The 16,301-nt window shown below is 41.9% G+C and carries 14 protein-coding genes; 11 read left to right on the forward strand and 3 right to left on the reverse strand.

Going from position 1 to position 16,301, the window contains the following annotated elements; all coding sequences use genetic code 11:
• The first annotated feature begins 66 nt into the window (after nt 1–66).
• Nucleotides 67–888, forward strand: coding sequence for a cobalamin-binding protein (locus ABXT41_RS00505; RefSeq protein ID WP_415390885.1), 822 nt, complete (start codon nt 67–69; stop codon nt 886–888).
• A gap of 48 nt (nt 889–936) precedes the next feature.
• Here ABXT41_RS00505 and ABXT41_RS00510 read toward each other — a convergent pair whose 3' ends face one another.
• Nucleotides 937–2,250, reverse strand: coding sequence for an ammonium transporter (locus tag ABXT41_RS00510; RefSeq protein ID WP_415390886.1), 1,314 nt, complete (start codon nt 2,248–2,250; stop codon nt 937–939).
• 250 nt (nt 2,251–2,500) lie between these two features.
• The gene (locus tag ABXT41_RS00515) at nt 2,501–3,043 is read right to left on the reverse strand and encodes a DUF1456 family protein (protein WP_415390887.1); all 543 of its coding nucleotides are present in this window, start codon (nt 3,041–3,043) and stop codon (nt 2,501–2,503) included.
• A 157-nt stretch (nt 3,044–3,200) separates the two neighbouring features.
• Between ABXT41_RS00515 and ABXT41_RS00520 the strand changes: the two genes are divergently transcribed.
• Nucleotides 3,201–3,917, forward strand: a complete 717-nt coding sequence (locus ABXT41_RS00520; RefSeq protein ID WP_415390888.1) for a helicase associated domain-containing protein — start codon at nt 3,201–3,203, stop codon at nt 3,915–3,917.
• Between the two features lie 63 nt (nt 3,918–3,980).
• Here ABXT41_RS00520 and ettA read toward each other — a convergent pair whose 3' ends face one another.
• The gene (gene ettA, locus ABXT41_RS00525) at nt 3,981–5,645 is read right to left on the reverse strand and encodes an energy-dependent translational throttle protein EttA (RefSeq protein WP_415390889.1); all 1,665 of its coding nucleotides are present in this window, start codon (nt 5,643–5,645) and stop codon (nt 3,981–3,983) included.
• A gap of 133 nt (nt 5,646–5,778) precedes the next feature.
• Here ettA and ABXT41_RS00530 point away from each other — a divergent pair, with 133 nt between their 5' ends.
• The 9 genes from ABXT41_RS00530 to thiL all read left to right on the forward strand — a co-directional run bounded on the left by ABXT41_RS00530 (nt 5,779) and on the right by thiL (nt 16,301).
• Nucleotides 5,779–9,246, forward strand: coding sequence for a methylmalonyl-CoA mutase family protein (locus ABXT41_RS00530; protein WP_415390890.1), 3,468 nt, complete (start codon nt 5,779–5,781; stop codon nt 9,244–9,246).
• Nucleotides 9,247–9,403: 157 nt separating this feature from the next.
• On the forward strand, nt 9,404–10,666 hold the full coding sequence (gene glyA / locus ABXT41_RS00535; RefSeq protein WP_415390891.1) for a serine hydroxymethyltransferase: 1,263 nt from the start codon (nt 9,404–9,406) through the stop codon (nt 10,664–10,666).
• Nucleotides 10,667–10,788: 122 nt separating this feature from the next.
• Nucleotides 10,789–11,268 carry a transcriptional regulator NrdR gene (gene nrdR, locus ABXT41_RS00540; protein WP_415390892.1) on the forward strand — a complete coding sequence of 160 codons (480 nt, stop codon included), beginning with the start codon at nt 10,789–10,791 and terminating at the stop codon, nt 11,266–11,268.
• Nucleotides 11,269–12,426 carry a bifunctional diaminohydroxyphosphoribosylaminopyrimidine deaminase/5-amino-6-(5-phosphoribosylamino)uracil reductase RibD gene (ribD, locus tag ABXT41_RS00545; RefSeq protein WP_415390893.1) on the forward strand — a complete coding sequence of 386 codons (1,158 nt, stop codon included), beginning with the start codon at nt 11,269–11,271 and terminating at the stop codon, nt 12,424–12,426.
• 17 nt (nt 12,427–12,443) lie between these two features.
• Nucleotides 12,444–13,052, forward strand: coding sequence for a riboflavin synthase (locus ABXT41_RS00550; RefSeq protein WP_415390894.1), 609 nt, complete (start codon nt 12,444–12,446; stop codon nt 13,050–13,052).
• Nucleotides 13,053–13,119: 67 nt separating this feature from the next.
• Entirely contained in the window at nt 13,120–14,223 is a 1,104-nt protein-coding gene (ribBA, locus tag ABXT41_RS00555) for a bifunctional 3,4-dihydroxy-2-butanone-4-phosphate synthase/GTP cyclohydrolase II (RefSeq protein ID WP_415390895.1), read from the forward strand.
• Nucleotides 14,224–14,286: 63 nt separating this feature from the next.
• A complete protein-coding gene (gene ribH, locus ABXT41_RS00560) occupies nt 14,287–14,784 on the forward strand; it encodes a 6,7-dimethyl-8-ribityllumazine synthase (protein WP_415390896.1) in 498 nt (165 codons plus the stop codon).
• Nucleotides 14,784–15,227 (forward strand): transcription antitermination factor NusB, encoded by a 444-nt coding sequence (gene nusB, locus ABXT41_RS00565; RefSeq protein WP_415390897.1) that lies wholly within the window; start codon nt 14,784–14,786, stop codon nt 15,225–15,227. Before ribH ends, nusB begins: the two co-directional genes overlap by 1 nt.
• Nucleotides 15,228–15,326: 99 nt before the next feature.
• Nucleotides 15,327–16,301, forward strand: a complete 975-nt coding sequence (gene thiL / locus ABXT41_RS00570) for a thiamine-phosphate kinase (RefSeq protein WP_415390898.1) — start codon at nt 15,327–15,329, stop codon at nt 16,299–16,301.

The raw sequence follows: 16,301 nt of genomic DNA on the forward strand, positions 1-16,301 counted from the left end.
CACTGCATCCTGATAGCAGTGCTAACTGCTTTTTTTCCCTTAAAAACAGTTGCCGATGTGCGTTTGATGGACGACACAGAAAGGGAGGTTCTGTTGAGTCGACCAGCGCAAAGAATCGTAAGCTTGTCTCCGCATCTTACAGAATTAGTTTTTGCAGTGGGCGGAGGGGGGCAACTTGTAGGTACTGTAAGTTTCAGCGATTATCCTGAAGCAGCGAATGACATCCCCCGTATTGGTTCATACAACACAATTAATTATGAAGCAATTGTTCAAATGCAGCCAGATTTGGTTTTAGCTTGGGGTTCTGGCAATGGTGAAGAAAAAATTAGCAAGTTAAAATCTTTGGGATTGACGGTTTATATTTCCGAGCCAAAGATACTCGAAGATGTAGCTTTATCGCTTCAAAAAATTGGTATTTTAGTTGGTAACAAGGATCAAGGTAACGATGAGGCAGAGAATTTTTTAAAAAGGCTGACCAAGCTTAAAAAAAGTTATAGCAATCAATCGCAAGTGAGCGTGTTTTATCAGCTATCAAGTGAGCCAATAATGACGCTTAGTGGGCGCCATCTAATTTCTGATGTGGTGACATTATGTGGAGGGCGGAATGTTTTTGCTGAAGCTTTGCCGATAGCGCTTAAGGCGAACAAGGAATCTTTGTTGCGATCTAACCCTCAAGTTGTGATAGCAGGGGCCGAGAAGAAAAACCAGCTAGCATGGCTAGATCGCTGGAAGCGTCTATCATCAATAACGGCCGTCCAAAACGGACATATATATTTTATACACCCAGATCTGCTGTCAAGGCATACCCCTAGGATTATTGATGGAGCAGAAAAAATGTGTAATTTTTTGGCAAAAGTTCGTAATCAAAAAAAAGAAACAGAACGCTAATTTCTCGGCGTTCTGTTTGGTCTTTTCTTGAGTCCTAGATTTTATATCCTAAAGGTCATAACCGCGCTCATTGTGCTGAGTAAGATCAAGACCATCTTCCTCGTCATCTCTGGAAACGCGTAGACCCATCATGGCATCTATCACTTTAAGTAAAACATAGGTAACAACAGCGGTATAAATTAAAGTGCTCAGCACCCCAATGAATTGAATTTTTAGCTGAGCAGTTATAGCGATTCCTTCAGCTAAACCTTGACCGCTAAAAATTCCAAGCTCACTAGAGGCAAAAACCCCCACTAAAATTGTCCCTAAAATGCCCCCTACCCCGTGCACGGGAAAAACATCTAATGAATCGTCTATTTTGAATCTCTGCTTTATTAGCTGTGTTGCGTAGTAGCAAATAATCCCTGCTGAAAAACCAATAATTAGTGCACCGCCAGGACCCACAAAACCAGAGGCTGGGGTAATAGTACCAAGTCCTGCAACCATTCCAGTGACAATGCCTAATACAGAAGGTTTTCCATACTTAATCCATTCCATCATCATCCAGGCTAGCGCTCCCGTGGCGGCAGATATGTGTGTCACTAGCATTGCCATACCGGCATCCCCGTTAGCAGCCAATGCTGATCCAGCGTTAAATCCAAACCAACCAACCCAGAGCATTCCGGCGCCAGCCACTGTTAGTGTCAGATTGTGAGGAGTCATTGGTTGTTGTTGAAAGCCTTTTCGATTACCCAGAACGATTGCCGCAACTAACGCTGCTGTGCCTGCTGTGATATGCACTACTGTGCCGCCGGCAAAATCTAGCAGCCCCATTTGCTGAAGCCAGCCACCACCCCACACCCAGTGGGTAACAGGAACGTAAACTAGAAGAAGCCATACGCTGCTAAATATAAGCACGGCGGAGAATTTTATGCGTTCAGCAAATGCTCCAATAATTAATGCTGGGGTGATTACAGCAAAGGTCATTTGGAACATAACGAAAACAGATTCTGGGATGTTGCCTGATAGAGTGTCTTCAAGAACATTTACAAGCATGAAATTGCTGAAGCCACCAATCCAGTTGTTTAATGCTCCGCCATCACTGAATGCCAGACTGTAACCACAAATAAGCCATATTAATGACGCGATACAAGTGATTGCAAAGCACTGCATAAGGACGGAAAGCACGTTCTTGGCGCGAACTAGGCCAGCATAAAAAAGTGATAAGCCAGGAAGTGTCATAAACAACACTAGTGCAGTAGCAGTTATGATCCAAGCTGTATTAGCGCCATCAAGTGTTTCTGTGTGTCCGACACTTGGAGCCATTAAGGTCAATAATAGGGAGGGGGCGAGTGAAAAGTGTCGATTTAGGTGTTTAAACATGATCCAGTATCCTTTTGTCCTATATTAGTGCACTTTAATTTTTTAGATGCTTATAAAGCATCAACTTCGGTGCATTTTTTATTGTGATTACTGTTTAAATGGGGTTTTTATCCCCATTTACTTATTTTACATGCAAATATTGAGCCATAAATCCTATTATCATGTATTTAAATAGCGCCTTATATGCTATTTCAGTGCAATTTAAGTAGGATGCAAGTATAAAATATATTTTTAAGAAAATAGAATAATGTTATTTTTTATGAACTGGGAGCGGTTTCCAGGCGAACTCAGGTGTTAGACTTTCCGAAGCATTGATTATTTCCTCTGGCTCCGGTTTGCCACGGTATTTTAGCTGCAATCCTTTTAAAAAATTACGTAAAACTTGATCTTTACACTCTCTATGGTTCTTGTGGCTTTCTTTCCTAAAGAAAGAACTTAATTCATGGCTACTTAGCTCGAAGCTAGCTAGACTTAATATTTCTAAAATGTCTTCTGACTTTAGATTAAGTGCAATTTTTAATTTGATAAAGATAATATTATTGGTTATTTTTTTTTCGGGCAAAGGTTGCACCCCGTCTTTTCTACCCCTTCTATCGATAATCAACCCATTAAGAAAAGAGGCTAGACTTGTGTCGCTACAGTTAAGGTAATTTGGATCAGCATCTTTTTTTAGCCAGTTGCTAAGCTGCTTTCTAGTAGTTTCCAAATCTCCTAGCTTGAAGGCAGCAAGCATTTTTTGGTCGCTATAATCGAAGGTGTAGCGAATGCGTCGTAATACATCATTATTTGTCATTGAATTTCCTTTATGGTATCGAATGAGCATAGTTGTTTGTTACACTAGCGCATAGCAACATACATGCTAGTTGCATTGGTTTGCTGTATTCGTAAATTTATATTAATATTTTCCTATGCACGAATATTTAAGAACAACTTACAAGAAGAACTAAATTATGTATAGAGATCTAGCATCAAAACTCAAAGAAACAGAAGAAACGCCGTGGGATGTGGCATATGAACACTTGGCGACCTACAGAAAAGAGGAGACTAATACCCTGGTCCCCCAATTTTATTCTACTGACGATGGGTTTACATTAGGTTTTTGGCTTCTGAAATTACGCCAAGATCGTGCAAGTGGATTATTGACAGAAGAGCAAATCAATCGCTTGGATAAACTAAAATTTGTTTGGGATCCTCACGAGCCTCATTGGGAAAAAGGGTTTGCTGAGACGCAAAAATATAGAGCGAAGTTTGGTGATAGCTTGGTGCCTGAAAATTACCTTACAGAAGATGATCACTATCCATTGGGTGACTGGGTCAGAGCGCAGCGTTTGACTGAAGGCAACTATCCAAGAGAAAAGTATCAGAGGCTTTGTACGGTAGATTATGTCTGGGATCTTCGTGAGTATGATTGGCAAAGAGCATTTGCTGCCTTGAAATTATACAAAGAAGAGCATGGCGACTGTTTGGTTCCTGCAGATTATTTTACTGATGAAGAGTCGGTAACAGGTGAACTAGAGTTAGGCCAATGGGTGATTCAACAACGCGTAAATATGGTCTATAGCTGGTTGACAGAAGAAAAAATGTTAGCACTTGATGCAGAAGGCTTTGATTGGACTCCGGAATCTGGAGAGCCGCTACACCTACATCTTTATAACACCAGTGATTAATACTCTAAATTAGAGTATATTTTTTTTCCTAAAGGTCGCCTATTAAGGTGACCTTTTTTCTTTTTAACTTTTTAGTCGTTTGTATTTGATGCGCTGAGGTTGCGCGTCAAGCCCTTTTCGGGCTACAAAATCATCATGGTATTCACTAAAGCTGCCCTCAAACAAGACAACTTCACTGTCTCCTTCATAAGCTAAAATATGTGTGGAAATCCTGTCTAGGAACCAGCGGTCATGTGAGATTACCATCACACAGCCAGGGAATTTTTGAATAGCCTCCTCTAGTGCTCTCAGAGTCTCAATATCCAGATCGTTAGAAGGTTCATCTAAAAGTAAAACATTTGCTCCTTGTTTGAGAGTAAGGGCCAAATGCAATCGACCTCTTTCACCTCCAGAGAGATCACCAACCCTTTTTTGCTGGTCGCCACCTTTAAAGTTGAACCTTCCAGCATATGCTCGCGAAGATATCTCGTAACCGCCAATCTTGAGATTCTCTTGGCTGTCCGAAATCGCTTCCCACACACTCTGACTGTCGTTTAGATTTTCTCTACTCTGGTCAACAAACGCCAGTTTGACTGTATCTCCAACAATAATGTCTCCGCTATCAGGCTTCTCTATACCAGAAATCATTTTGAAAAGAGTCGATTTTCCTGCGCCATTACCTCCTACAATTCCTACAATAGCCCCCTTGGGAACACTAAAAGATAGGTTATCTAAGAGTAATTGATCACCAAAACTTTTACTGACTCCTGAAAATTCTATGACTTTATCCCCTAAACGAGGACCAGGAGGGATATAAATTTCATTTGTTTCATTGCGGCTTTGAAAATCCTGAGAGCTCATTTCATCGAAGCGGGATAAACGAGCCTTGCTTTTAGCATGGCGACCTTTGGGGTTTTGTCGTATCCATTCAAGCTCGTTTTTAATGGTCCTTTGGCGAGCGTCGTCCTGTTTCTTTTCCATATCAAGGCGCTGTTCTTTTGTCTCCAGCCAAGTGGTGTAGTTCCCCTCGTAAGGAATACCATGACCTCGATCAAGCTCCAAAATCCAGCCAGCAACGTTGTCAAGAAAATATCGATCATGGGTGACAGCAACTACAGTTCCTGAAAATTCTTCTAGAAATTTTTCTAGCCAATAAACAGATTCAGCATCTAGGTGATTGGTAGGCTCATCTAACAAAATCATATCAGGCTTTGAAAGCAATAAGCGACATAGGGCCACTCGGCGTTTTTCGCCCCCTGAGAGCTTGGTTACATCTGCATCCCATGGCGGCAACCTAAGAGCATCAGCTGCAATGTCTAGCAAGTGATCTAAGTTATGAGCATCCCAGTGCTCAATAATATTTTCTAGCTGACCCTGGCGTTTAGCTAGCTTGTCGAAATCTGCGTCTGGTTCTGCGTAATCTAGGTATAATTGATTTAGGTCTTTTAGCGCATCGATCGCCTCACAGACACCATCCTCAACATTTTCACGTACATTCTTATCTGGGTTTAGGTGTGGCTCTTGCGGCAGATAACCAACTTTAATGTTGGGCATTGGACGCGCTTCACCCTGGATATCAGTATCAAGACCCGACATAATTTTCAGTAGTGTAGATTTTCCAGATCCATTGAGACCAAGAACGCCAATTTTAGCTCCTGGAAAAAATGATAGCGAAATATCTTTTAGTATTTCCCGCTTAGGTGGAACAATCTTGCCAACGCGGTTCATGGTATAAACATATTGAGACATAAGGCTTACAAAACATCTGGTTATTGGTGTACCTTATATTTTAGCGGAAATAAGCAACTGACAGGAATGATTTATTATCGGACAATAGATATATGTTGTAAATTTAGAGTTTTTGCGAGAAGGAAAGCAAGTGATGGAGAGGTCAAAAAGAGAGAACAGAGCAGAGGAAGACTCAAGGCCATTGCGTTTTGTTACAGCAACCTCACTTTTTGATGGGCATGATGCTGCTATTAATGTAATTCGTAGGTTAATTCAAGCCAGAGGTGCCGAGGTAGTTCATTTGGGGCACAATCGCAGTGTTGCCGAGGTTGTTCGTGCTGCCATTCAAGAGGATGCCGATGCTATTGCTATTAGTTCATATCAAGGCGGTCATATGGAATATTTCTCTTATCTATTGGAGCTATTGAGAGAATATGGGGCTGAGCATATAAAGGTTTTTGGAGGCGGAGGCGGTACGATTACTCTTGAAGAAAAAGAGATTTTAGAGTCAGCGGGAGTTTGCCGTATATATCATCCTGCGCAAGGCATGGAAATGGGTTTAGTGGGAATGGTAGATGATTTATTTAGCCTTGCTCAAAATGAATCACCAGATAATCCTAAGATATCAGTTTTAGAAGACAAAGAATCTTTTGTCCTGCAGTCAGATATTAATGATGAGATGAGGATCTCTCAAATCATCTCAGCTATAGAAGATGGCAGTATGCCTGACGATGTTCTTGAAGAGCTTAAAACCAAATGGAGTTTGACTTTGAACAAGTCGCCGGTGGTCGGCATTACTGGCACTGGTGGCGCAGGCAAAAGCAGTGTTGTTGATGAGCTGCTAGAAAGATTTTTACAGCAAAGGCCAGACATTCGCATTGCAGTTTTGGCTGTAGACCCCACTCGGCGGAAAACTGGAGGAGCCTTATTGGGCGACCGTATCAGAATGAATAGCCTTACCTCCGCTAATTTTTACATGCGGTCAATGGCTACACGAAGACAACATTTGGCGACCAACAAAGTGCTTGGGGACGTCGCTCTTTATTTGAGATCGGTAGGTTATGACTTGGTGCTTGTCGAAACAGCGGGAATTGGGCAAAGTGATTCCCAGATCGTCGATGTTGTTGATTTATCAATTTATGTCATGACTAGTGATTATGGCGCAGCTACTCAGCTCGAAAAGATAGATATGATTGATTATGCTGATGTAGTTATTTTAAATAAATTTGAAAAACGTGGGTCTGAGGACGCATTGCGAGATATTCGCAAACAGTGGCAAAGAAATCATAATGCGTTTGGTTTGCCACTTGATGAGATACCCGTTTACTCTACTATTGCTAGTCAATTTAATGATCCGGGACTTAATTATGCTTTCTACAGTTTGTGTAGATTGCTGGTCGACAAAAAGAAGCTGGATGCAAGTGTCTGGATACCAGCAGTTAAGGTCTTCCCTAAAAATTCCAAGTCTGTAGTACTTATTCCTGAAAATAGAATTCGTTATCTTGCAGATATTAGCGAACAGGGTAGGCAGATTCGCTCTAGAAATTTGCATCAGACCGAGCTTGCATCAGAAGCTTTTCAGAGTTACCGCATGCTTTTAAAGCTCCAGGATGAGCTATTGCCAAATCCTTTCGAGCTATATTCTAAGTCTGGACTTCTAGAGTCAGCCTCTGATAAGACGTTGTCTGCTCTGCGCCTAGTATACCAAGATGCAATATCTGAACTGTCTAAGGAATCAATAGAGTTATTGCAGCAGTGGCCAGAAAAAAAAGCTGGTGTAGAAAAAGAAAGATACTCTTACTCTGTCAGAGGTAAAGATGTTGTAGGCGACAACTTTATAGATTCTTTAAGTCTTCTTAAAATTCCAAAAGTTGCGGCGCCACAACACCAAGACTGGGGAGAGGTGTTAAATTTTTTGCTAGCAGAAAATTTACCAGGAAGTTATCCCTATACGGCAGGCGTTTTTCCTTATCGTCGTGCTGGAGAGGATCCTGCGAGAATGTTTGCTGGTGAGGGAACCCCAGAGAGAACCAATTGTAGATTTCATTACGTTTCTGAAGGATTGCCTGTCGCACGCCTTTCTACTGCCTTCGATTCTGTGACACTTTATGGCGCTGATCCAGAGAAGCGGCCAGATATTTGGGGGAAGATTGGTAATTCTGGAGTTTCAATCGCAACACTAGATGATATGAAGAAGCTTTATTCTGGTTTTGATTTATGCTCACCCACAACCTCAGTTTCTATGACGATTAACGGTCCAGCTCCCATGATTCTGGCTTTTTTTATGAATGCAGCAATTGACCAACAAGTAGAAATTTACCTTAAAAAGAATGATCTTTGGAGCCAAGCTGAACGTAAGATAGATAAGTTTTTTGAGAATAAAAAACGACCTCAATACCAAGGAGAATTGCCTGATGGTCACAATAAATTAGGCTTAGCAATGCTCGGTATTACAGGCGATAAGCTAGTGGACAATAAGGTTTATGTTCAAATAAAAAAGGACACCTTGTCCTCGGTTCGTGGAACTGTTCAAGCTGACATTCTGAAAGAAGACCAAGCTCAAAACACATGTATTTTTTCAACAAATTTTGCAATGCGAATGATGGGTGATGTGCAGGAATATTTTGTCAAAAACAAGATCCAAAATTATTATAGTGTCTCGATCAGTGGGTATCACATCGCTGAAGCTGGCGCGAATCCGATATCACAACTAGCATTTACACTATCCAACGGTTTTACCCTGGTAGAGTATTACCTAGCGCGAGGCATGAAAATAGATGACTTTGTCTCCAGCTTCAGCTTCTTCTTTTCTAATGGCATGGACCCTGAGTATGCTGTGATGGGTCGAGTAGCTCGTCGCATCTGGGCAAGGGCTATGAAGGAGCGATACGGCGCCAGTCCTCGCAGTCAAATGCTTAAATATCATATTCAAACGTCGGGGCGAAGCCTGCATGCACAAGAAATGAGCTTTAATGACATCCGCACAACGCTACAGGCATTATATGCAATATTTGATAATACCAATAGTTTGCATACAAATGCTTATGACGAGGCTATAACTACCCCAACATCAGAGTCGGTGCGTCGAGCTATGGCGATACAGCTGATTATCAATCGTGAGTTCGGTTTGAATTTTTGCGAAAACCCATGGCAGGGCTCTTTTGTGGTTGATCAGCTAACAGATCTACTGGAGGAAGCTGTTTATATTGAGTTTGATAGAATATCTGCACGTGGCGGCGTGTTAGGTGCCATGGACACCATGTACCAGAGAGGCAAAATTCAAGAGGAAAGCCTTGATTATGAACACAAAAAACATGACGGAAGTTTGCCGTTGATTGGTGTAAATACATTTCTTCCCAAAGAAGGCGAAGAAGAAACTATAGAGGGTCGCGAGCTGGCCCGATCTGATGAGGTGGAAAAACAACTTCAAGTAGACAACTTAAAGGCATATTATTCTCTAAACAAGAATAACGCGCCAGGCTTATTGGCCAATCTTCAGTTAGCAGCACTAAGTGAAGGCAATATATTTGAAAGTCTTATGGAGGCAGCTAAGTTGAATTCTCTTGGGCAGTTGAGTTCAGCTTTATATGATGTTGGTGGACTGTATAGAAGAAATATGTAATATCGTTTCATAATATTCAGTCCTTTAAAAATATCTCACGTAAGTAAAAAATACGGACTTAATAAGCGTGTAATTTCTTAGTTAATTTGTGTACAATTTAAGCTCTTTATGAAGAATTTTCTTACCATCAATTAAAAAAACTAACCGCGTGACATACATGTTTGATAAAGACCAAACCATCGAAAATTTTGACCCTGAAATCTGGTCATCAATACAGAGCGAATCGCAGCGCCAAGAAGAACATATTGAGCTTATTGCTTCTGAGAATTACACAAGCCCTGCTGTGATGGCAGCTCAAGGAACAAAGCTTACTAACAAGTATGCTGAAGGTTATCCAAATAAGCGCTACTACGGTGGATGTGAGTTTGTAGATCAGACAGAAGAACTTGCTATTCAGCGCGCCAAAGAATTATTTGGCGTGAAGTTTGCCAACGTACAGCCTCATTCAGGATCTCAAGCAAATGCTGCCGTGTTTCTGGCACTTTGTTTGCCAGGTGATACCATTTTAGGTATGAGTCTGGATGCTGGAGGTCATTTGACCCATGGCGCTAAACCGAGTTTTTCTGGAAAAATTTATAATGCTGTGCAGTATGGCTTAAATCCAGAAACTGGTTTGGTTGACTATGATGAGATAGAAACTCTAGCAGTTGAGTGCCAGCCAAAAATGATTATTGCTGGATTTTCTGCTTATTCGGGAATTCTAGACTGGGGCCGTTTTCGTGAAATCGCAGACAAAGTAGGAGCTTATCTTTTGGTTGACATGGCCCATGTATCCGGTCTTGTTGCTGCAGGTGTTTATCCTAGCCCTATACCCTTTGCAGATGCTGTTACATCCACCACACATAAAACACTCCGTGGCCCACGTGGCGGCATTATTCTGACAAATAACGAAGATTTAGCGAAGAAATTTAATTCTGCTATTTTCCCTGGCGGTCAGGGCGGGCCGCTTTGCCATGTCATTGCTGCTAAGGCTGTTTCATTTAAAGAAGCTATGACTGATAGTTTTAAGGTTTATCAGCAGCAAGTAATAAAAAATGCTAAAGCAATGGCAGCCACTTTCATGGAGCGTGGCATTAAGATTGTATCCAGTGGTACTGAAAATCATCTCATGCTTGTTGATCTTATTGGCAAAGAATATACCGGAAAAGATGCTGATGCGGCCTTAGGAGAAGCGTTTATTACAGTCAATAAAAATGCTGTCCCTAATGACCCTAGATCCCCATTTGTTACCTCTGGCCTCCGTATAGGTACTCCTGCTATCACTACTCGTGGCTTTACTGAAATTGAATCAATTGACCTTGCCCACTGGATATGTGACATATTATATAGTCTGGAAAATAATACTTCGCACGCGGTCATCCCTCAAATAAAAATCAAAGTACTTGAGGTTTGTAGGCGTTTTCCTGTGTATAGCAAATAAAGAGTTTGCTTTGAAATCCGGTCTTTGACTTCGCACGCCTCTAGCTCAGCCCTGCTTTGTGCCACCGAGGGGCACCCCAATGTGTTACAATTACACACCGTTAATTAAAAAGTAGCAGTGTTATGTATTGTCCTTTTTGCGGCGCAGAAGATACCAAGGTAATTGATTCTCGATTAGTTGCAGAAGGCGGCCAGGTGAGACGCAGGCGCGAATGCTTGTCTTGTCGAGAGAGGTGTACTACATATGAACTTGCTGAATTGGTGATGCCTAGAGTCATCAAAAGTGACGATACCCGCGAGCCTTTTGATGAAAAAAAACTTAGAGCAGGACTTTTAAGAGCTCTTGAAAAACGTCCGGTAAGTATTGATCAAATCGAAGATGCCATATCACATGTTCAGCATAAACTAAGGGCAACTGGCGAAAGAGAAATCACTTCTAGAATGATAGGAGAGAGAGTAATGATAGAGCTTAGGGGTTTAGACGAGGTAGCTTATGTGCGTTTTGCCTCTGTCTATAGAAGTTTTCAAGATCTTAGGGAGTTTCGTGACGAGCTTGATCGACTGGAACGCAAGCCGCTCGAAGGGAGCAAGGAATCACCTTAGATGACAAGCATTAATCACTTAAGTAGTTTTGATTTTGAAATGATGGCCCAGGCTTTAAGGCTTGCAGCTAGAGGGCAAAAAACCTGCATGCCAAATCCTGCTGTAGGTTGTGTTGTTGTGAAGAATGGTCGAGTATTAGGTGAAGGATGGCATGAATTAGCTGGCGAAGATCATGCTGAGATCAACGCACTGAAGTCGATTGGTAAATTATCTCATGGCGCTACCGCTTATGTCACACTTGAGCCATGCAGCTATCATGGGCGCACCCCCCCCTGTGTAGACGCTTTAGTAGTGGCTGGAATCGCTAGAGTGGTCTATGGCATGACTGACCCCAATCCAAAAGTTTCTGGCAGTGGCCTAAGTAAGCTTGAAAAAGCAGGAATTTTGGTAGAAGGGCCATTGCTTGAGCTTCAAGCTCAGCAATTGAATCGAGGTTATATTAAGCGTCATAAATGCAATCAGCCTTGGGTAACTATTAAGCTGGCCATGAGCCTGGATGGACGTACAGCAATGGGTGACGGTGAAAGCAAATGGATCACAGGCTTCCATGCTCGTCAAGATGTGCAGCGATTAAGGGCAAAACATTGCGCTATTATTACAGGTATTGGAACTGTTCTGCAGGATAATCCGTCTTTAACAGTAAGGTATGAAGAGATTGATAGAAGTGACGGACTGCCTAATGAGAAAAGAGATTCTTCTAGAGAGCTGTCTCTGAAGCAACCCTTACGTGTAGTGGTAGATAGCAAACTTAATACGCCAGTAGATGCAAAAATTTTATCAACCACAGGTTCTGTGTTAATTGCTTCGACCCTTATTTCGGATGCCTTAGGTTCAAGTAAGGCGGAAATTGTCCGTGTACCAGGCAATGATGAGCGAGTTGATCTTTCAGAGCTACTGAAAATATTGGCAGAAAGAGAATGCAATAATGTGCTTGTTGAGGCGGGACCAAAACTTGCAGGAGCCTTCCTGCAAGCCGGACTTGCAGATGAACTTGTAGTTTATGTGGCCCCTAAATTGCTGGGAAATATGGCAAGGCCATTGTTCCATCTTCCATTTATTCATATGAACCAACAAGTAGAATTAGATATTATTGATATTGGGCAAGTGGGTGGAGATCTCCGTATAACGGCCAGACCAATAAAGAATTCAGCGATATAAAAGAGAAATTGATTATTATGTTTACAGGTATTGTGGAAGCAACAGGTGAGGTGACGGCACTGGATTTACGTGGTGGCGATGTTAGGCTTCGGATAAGAGCTAATAGTTTAGATTTGTCGAAAATTCAGCTAGGCGATAGCATTGCGACTAATGGCGTTTGCTTAACAGTTGCAAGTTTACTCGAAGATGGCTACGAGTCAGACGTCTCCTCAGAGACCCTATCTGTAACTTCTGTAAGTAGCTGGCATATTGGCACCAAGGTGAATCTTGAGCGTGCATTAACGATAGACACGCGATTAGGGGGGCATCTAGTTCTTGGTCATGTAGATGGTATAGGCGAAGTGGTCCACCTTAATCCTGATGCTCGTTCTTGGTGCTTGCGGATTTGCGCACCTAACGAGCTGGCTAAATATATTGCACAAAAAGGCTCGATCACTGTTGATGGCACTAGCCTTACGGTGAATAAAGTTGAAGGCGCCGAATTTGAACTGAATATTGTGCCGCATACTTTAGAGCATACTGGAATAGGGTCTTATCAGGCAGGATCTCTAGTTAATTTAGAGGTGGACGTGATTGCGCGATATGTAGAGCGATTATTGCTGGGAGACAGCGCTGCTAATACTTAGTATTTTGCAAAAAACTTATGTTTAATAGCTGGTTATATTTTTTAATGGCTTTTATTAGAGAGTGGGTATGTTGACAAACAGTGTCGAAGAAATAGTCGAAGATATACGTCAAGGCAAAATGGTCATTCTTATGGATGACGAAGATCGAGAAAATGAAGGCGACTTATTAATGGCTGCAACAATGGTTCGTCCGGAAGATATAAACTTCATGGCGACTTATGGTCGCGGGCTTATATGCCTGACGCTGACAGAGCAGCGCTGCCGGCAACTAGACTTGCCATTAATGGTCAGTGTTAGCAAGGCCAGCCGTGGTACTAATTTCACTCTATCTATTGAAGCTGCTCATGGCGTGACAACTGGAATATCGGCTGCGGACCGTTCGCGGACAATCCATGCGGCAGTGGCCGATACCGCTTGCCCAAAAGATATTGTTCAGCCAGGCCATATTTTTCCTTTACAGGCAGAAGCTGGAGGTGTTTTATGTCGAGCTGGCCATACTGAGGCTGGATGCGATTTGGCAAGAATAGCAGGATTTGAGTCAGCTGCAGTTATTGTTGAAATCATGAATGATGATGGCACAATGGCACGTCGCAACGATCTTGAGCTGTTTGCAAAAAAACATGATCTCAAAATAGGAACAATCGCTGATTTAATTCACTATCGATTAGTGACAGAAAAAACCATTAGCTGCATTAGTGAGCGTGAGGTGATTACACAATATGGCAAGTTTATGCTCCACACCTATCTAGACACCGCTCGCAATGAGAAGCATTTTTCTCTTGTTATGGGCGATATTGCTGGTAGTGAGCCACCATTGGTTCGTGTGCATATAAATAAATCAGCCAGAGATCTTTTTGGTGTTGAGTCTCCAGACGGTTTTAAGAGTTGGACCTTATCTCGAGCAATGGAAAAAGTAGCAGAAGAAGGGAGAGGCGTTGTAGTCTTTCTTTATTACCCAGAAACCGCTGATGATATAGATTTCAGTATTGATGGAATAATTAGCCCGATGCCTAAAAAAGCTGGAGATGTTGTTTATCAGCAGATAGGCACCGGATCCCAAATTTTGATGGACCTTGGGGTCCATAAGATGCGATTACTGAGCGCCCCATTCCGATTTACTGCAATTTCTGGTTTTGATTTGGAAGTAGTTGAATATATAAGTTGCGAATAATTTTTATGTTCTTTGGTTGCAGAAAGACGTAGATTTTTAATATTCCATATTGAGAAAGTAAAAATGAGCACATTTAGCCCTAGTGATAACAGTAGCTTCGACGTTGGTCATGCACGTATTGCCATAGTGGTTGCCAGATGGAACGCCAAAATTACCGAGAATCTTCTTATTGGGGCAAGACATGGACTGACTGACTATGGTATCGCCGAGAAAAATATTGACTTATTTAGGGTCCCGGGCGCTTTCGAGCTTCCTCTTGCTTGTCAAAAATTAGCCCAGAAATCTATCTATGATGGGATTATTGTTCTTGGTTGTGTTATTCGTGGTGGAACCCCGCATTTTGAATATATATGCGGTGAGACTACGAGAGGGATAGGCCAGGTCACACTACAAGAAAGTCTACCAATTGGGTTTGGCTTGCTAACGACTAATGACCTTGAGCAGTCCGAATTACGGTCCGGCGTAATTTTTAACGACAGTGAGAACGAAAACAAGGGAAAAGAAGCAGCATTAACCGTATTAGAAATGATTTCTTTATTTTCTAAACTTGGATCATTGTAATGTTTTTGCCTTCAACTAGAAAAAAAGCAAGAGAGCTTTTGGTTCAGGCCTTTTATCAGTGGGAAATTTCTGGTTCTGAGATTAGCTGCATAGAGGTTGAATTTGCTACTGACAACAATATGGATAAAGTAGATACTGAGTTCTTTAAAGAATTATTGTATGGCATACCAAGCAAGCTGATTGATGTGGATGCTGCTTATGAGGGACACCTTGATCGGAAATTCAAGGATTTAGATCCTGTATCTAGGGCTTTGCTGAGGATTGGCTCCTATGAGCTATGCTTTAGGATTGATGTACCTTATAGGGTGGCCATTAATGAAGCGGTAAATTTGGCCAAAAAATTTGGTCCAACCGATACCTACAAATATATTAATGGAATTCTTGATAAGGTGGCCATAGATAAGCGCGATCTAGAGATTAAAAGCCAAGCACGCGCCAAATAGTAAAAGATATTGTATGTCTGACAGACATGATGTTGTTTAATATTCTTAAATTCTGTCTGAACGATTCTTAGTCAGGACTAATTTTATGAGTTCTCAGAAGTGCCACTAGATGAATTTTCAATTATACAAAAATACTTTTCGTCTTTAGGGGAAAGCCAAGGCATTTCTTTGGGTGTTGGCGATGATTGCGCTATTCTAGATATACCTAAAGGTAAGCAACTTGCAGTTACTGTAGATACATTAGTTGAAGGTATTCATTTTCCAGTCAGGGCCTCCCCTGCTGATATTGCTCATCGTTCTTTGCGGGTCAATCTAAGTGATATTGCCGCTATGGGTGCGGATCCTCATTGGTTTACCTTGGCGTTAACTTTACCAGAGGTCAGCGATAGCTGGTTGCATCAGTTTTCACAAGCACTGCTTACTGATGCATTGAGTTTTGGTTGTGCCTTGGTTGGCGGTGACACAACAGCGGGACCTTTGTCGATAACTATTCAAGTGCTTGGTACTGTTTCTCAAGGAAAGCCACTTATTCGAGGTGGTGCCCAGGAGGGAGACAGTATTTATATAACAGGTTCACTTGGCGAAGGAGCTGCAGCTCTTTCTCTCTTTGATGCGACTAGTGACCTTGCTCGCATTGCAACTAAAGACACTCTTAATCGTCTGCTACAGAGATTCTATAGGCCTGAACCGCGCCTGAAAGAAGGCGCCTATTTGCGAGATTTAGCATCTGCCGCTATAGATATTTCGGACGGCTTGATTGCAGATCTTGGTCATATCGCTAAATCTTCAGGTTTGGGTGCCAATATAGAGCTTGATCGCCTCCCCATTGCTTCCTGGCTTTTGGCTCTAGCAGAGCCAAGCTATATTGAGGATTGGGTGTTATTTGGTGGAGATGATTATGAGTTATGTTTTACTGTACCCAATAGAAATAAAGATTTAATAGAATCCATGATTAGCAGTAGAGAATTGAATGCAGTTTATATTGGCAAGATGTCGAAAATACCAGGAGTCCGTTGTTTTGATAGCCGAGGACAGGCAGTGGAGCTAAAAAAATCTGGCTATCAGCACTTTTAA

This window comes from Porticoccus sp. Uisw_050_02 (assembly GCF_047729555.1).
Lineage (GTDB): Bacteria > Pseudomonadota > Gammaproteobacteria > Pseudomonadales > Porticoccaceae > Porticoccus.

Bases quoted from the DNA above. Each gene is read 5' to 3' on its own strand.
- ABXT41_RS00505 (WP_415390885.1), top strand. From the start codon at position 67: ATGGACGACACAGAAAGGGAGGTTCTGTTGAGTCGACCAGCGCAAAGA.
- ABXT41_RS00510 (WP_415390886.1), bottom strand. From the start codon at position 2,250: ATGTTTAAACACCTAAATCGACACTTTTCACTCGCCCCCTCCCTATTA.
- ABXT41_RS00515 (WP_415390887.1), bottom strand. From the start codon at position 3,043: ATGACAAATAATGATGTATTACGACGCATTCGCTACACCTTCGATTAT.
- ABXT41_RS00520 (WP_415390888.1), top strand. From the start codon at position 3,201: ATGTATAGAGATCTAGCATCAAAACTCAAAGAAACAGAAGAAACGCCG.
- ettA (WP_415390889.1), bottom strand. From the start codon at position 5,645: ATGTCTCAATATGTTTATACCATGAACCGCGTTGGCAAGATTGTTCCA.
- ABXT41_RS00530 (WP_415390890.1), top strand. From the start codon at position 5,779: ATGGAGAGGTCAAAAAGAGAGAACAGAGCAGAGGAAGACTCAAGGCCA.
- glyA (WP_415390891.1), top strand. From the start codon at position 9,404: ATGTTTGATAAAGACCAAACCATCGAAAATTTTGACCCTGAAATCTGG.
- nrdR (WP_415390892.1), top strand. From the start codon at position 10,789: ATGTATTGTCCTTTTTGCGGCGCAGAAGATACCAAGGTAATTGATTCT.
- ribD (WP_415390893.1), top strand. From the start codon at position 11,269: ATGACAAGCATTAATCACTTAAGTAGTTTTGATTTTGAAATGATGGCC.
- ABXT41_RS00550 (WP_415390894.1), top strand. From the start codon at position 12,444: ATGTTTACAGGTATTGTGGAAGCAACAGGTGAGGTGACGGCACTGGAT.
- ribBA (WP_415390895.1), top strand. From the start codon at position 13,120: ATGTTGACAAACAGTGTCGAAGAAATAGTCGAAGATATACGTCAAGGC.
- ribH (WP_415390896.1), top strand. From the start codon at position 14,287: ATGAGCACATTTAGCCCTAGTGATAACAGTAGCTTCGACGTTGGTCAT.
- nusB (WP_415390897.1), top strand. From the start codon at position 14,784: ATGTTTTTGCCTTCAACTAGAAAAAAAGCAAGAGAGCTTTTGGTTCAG.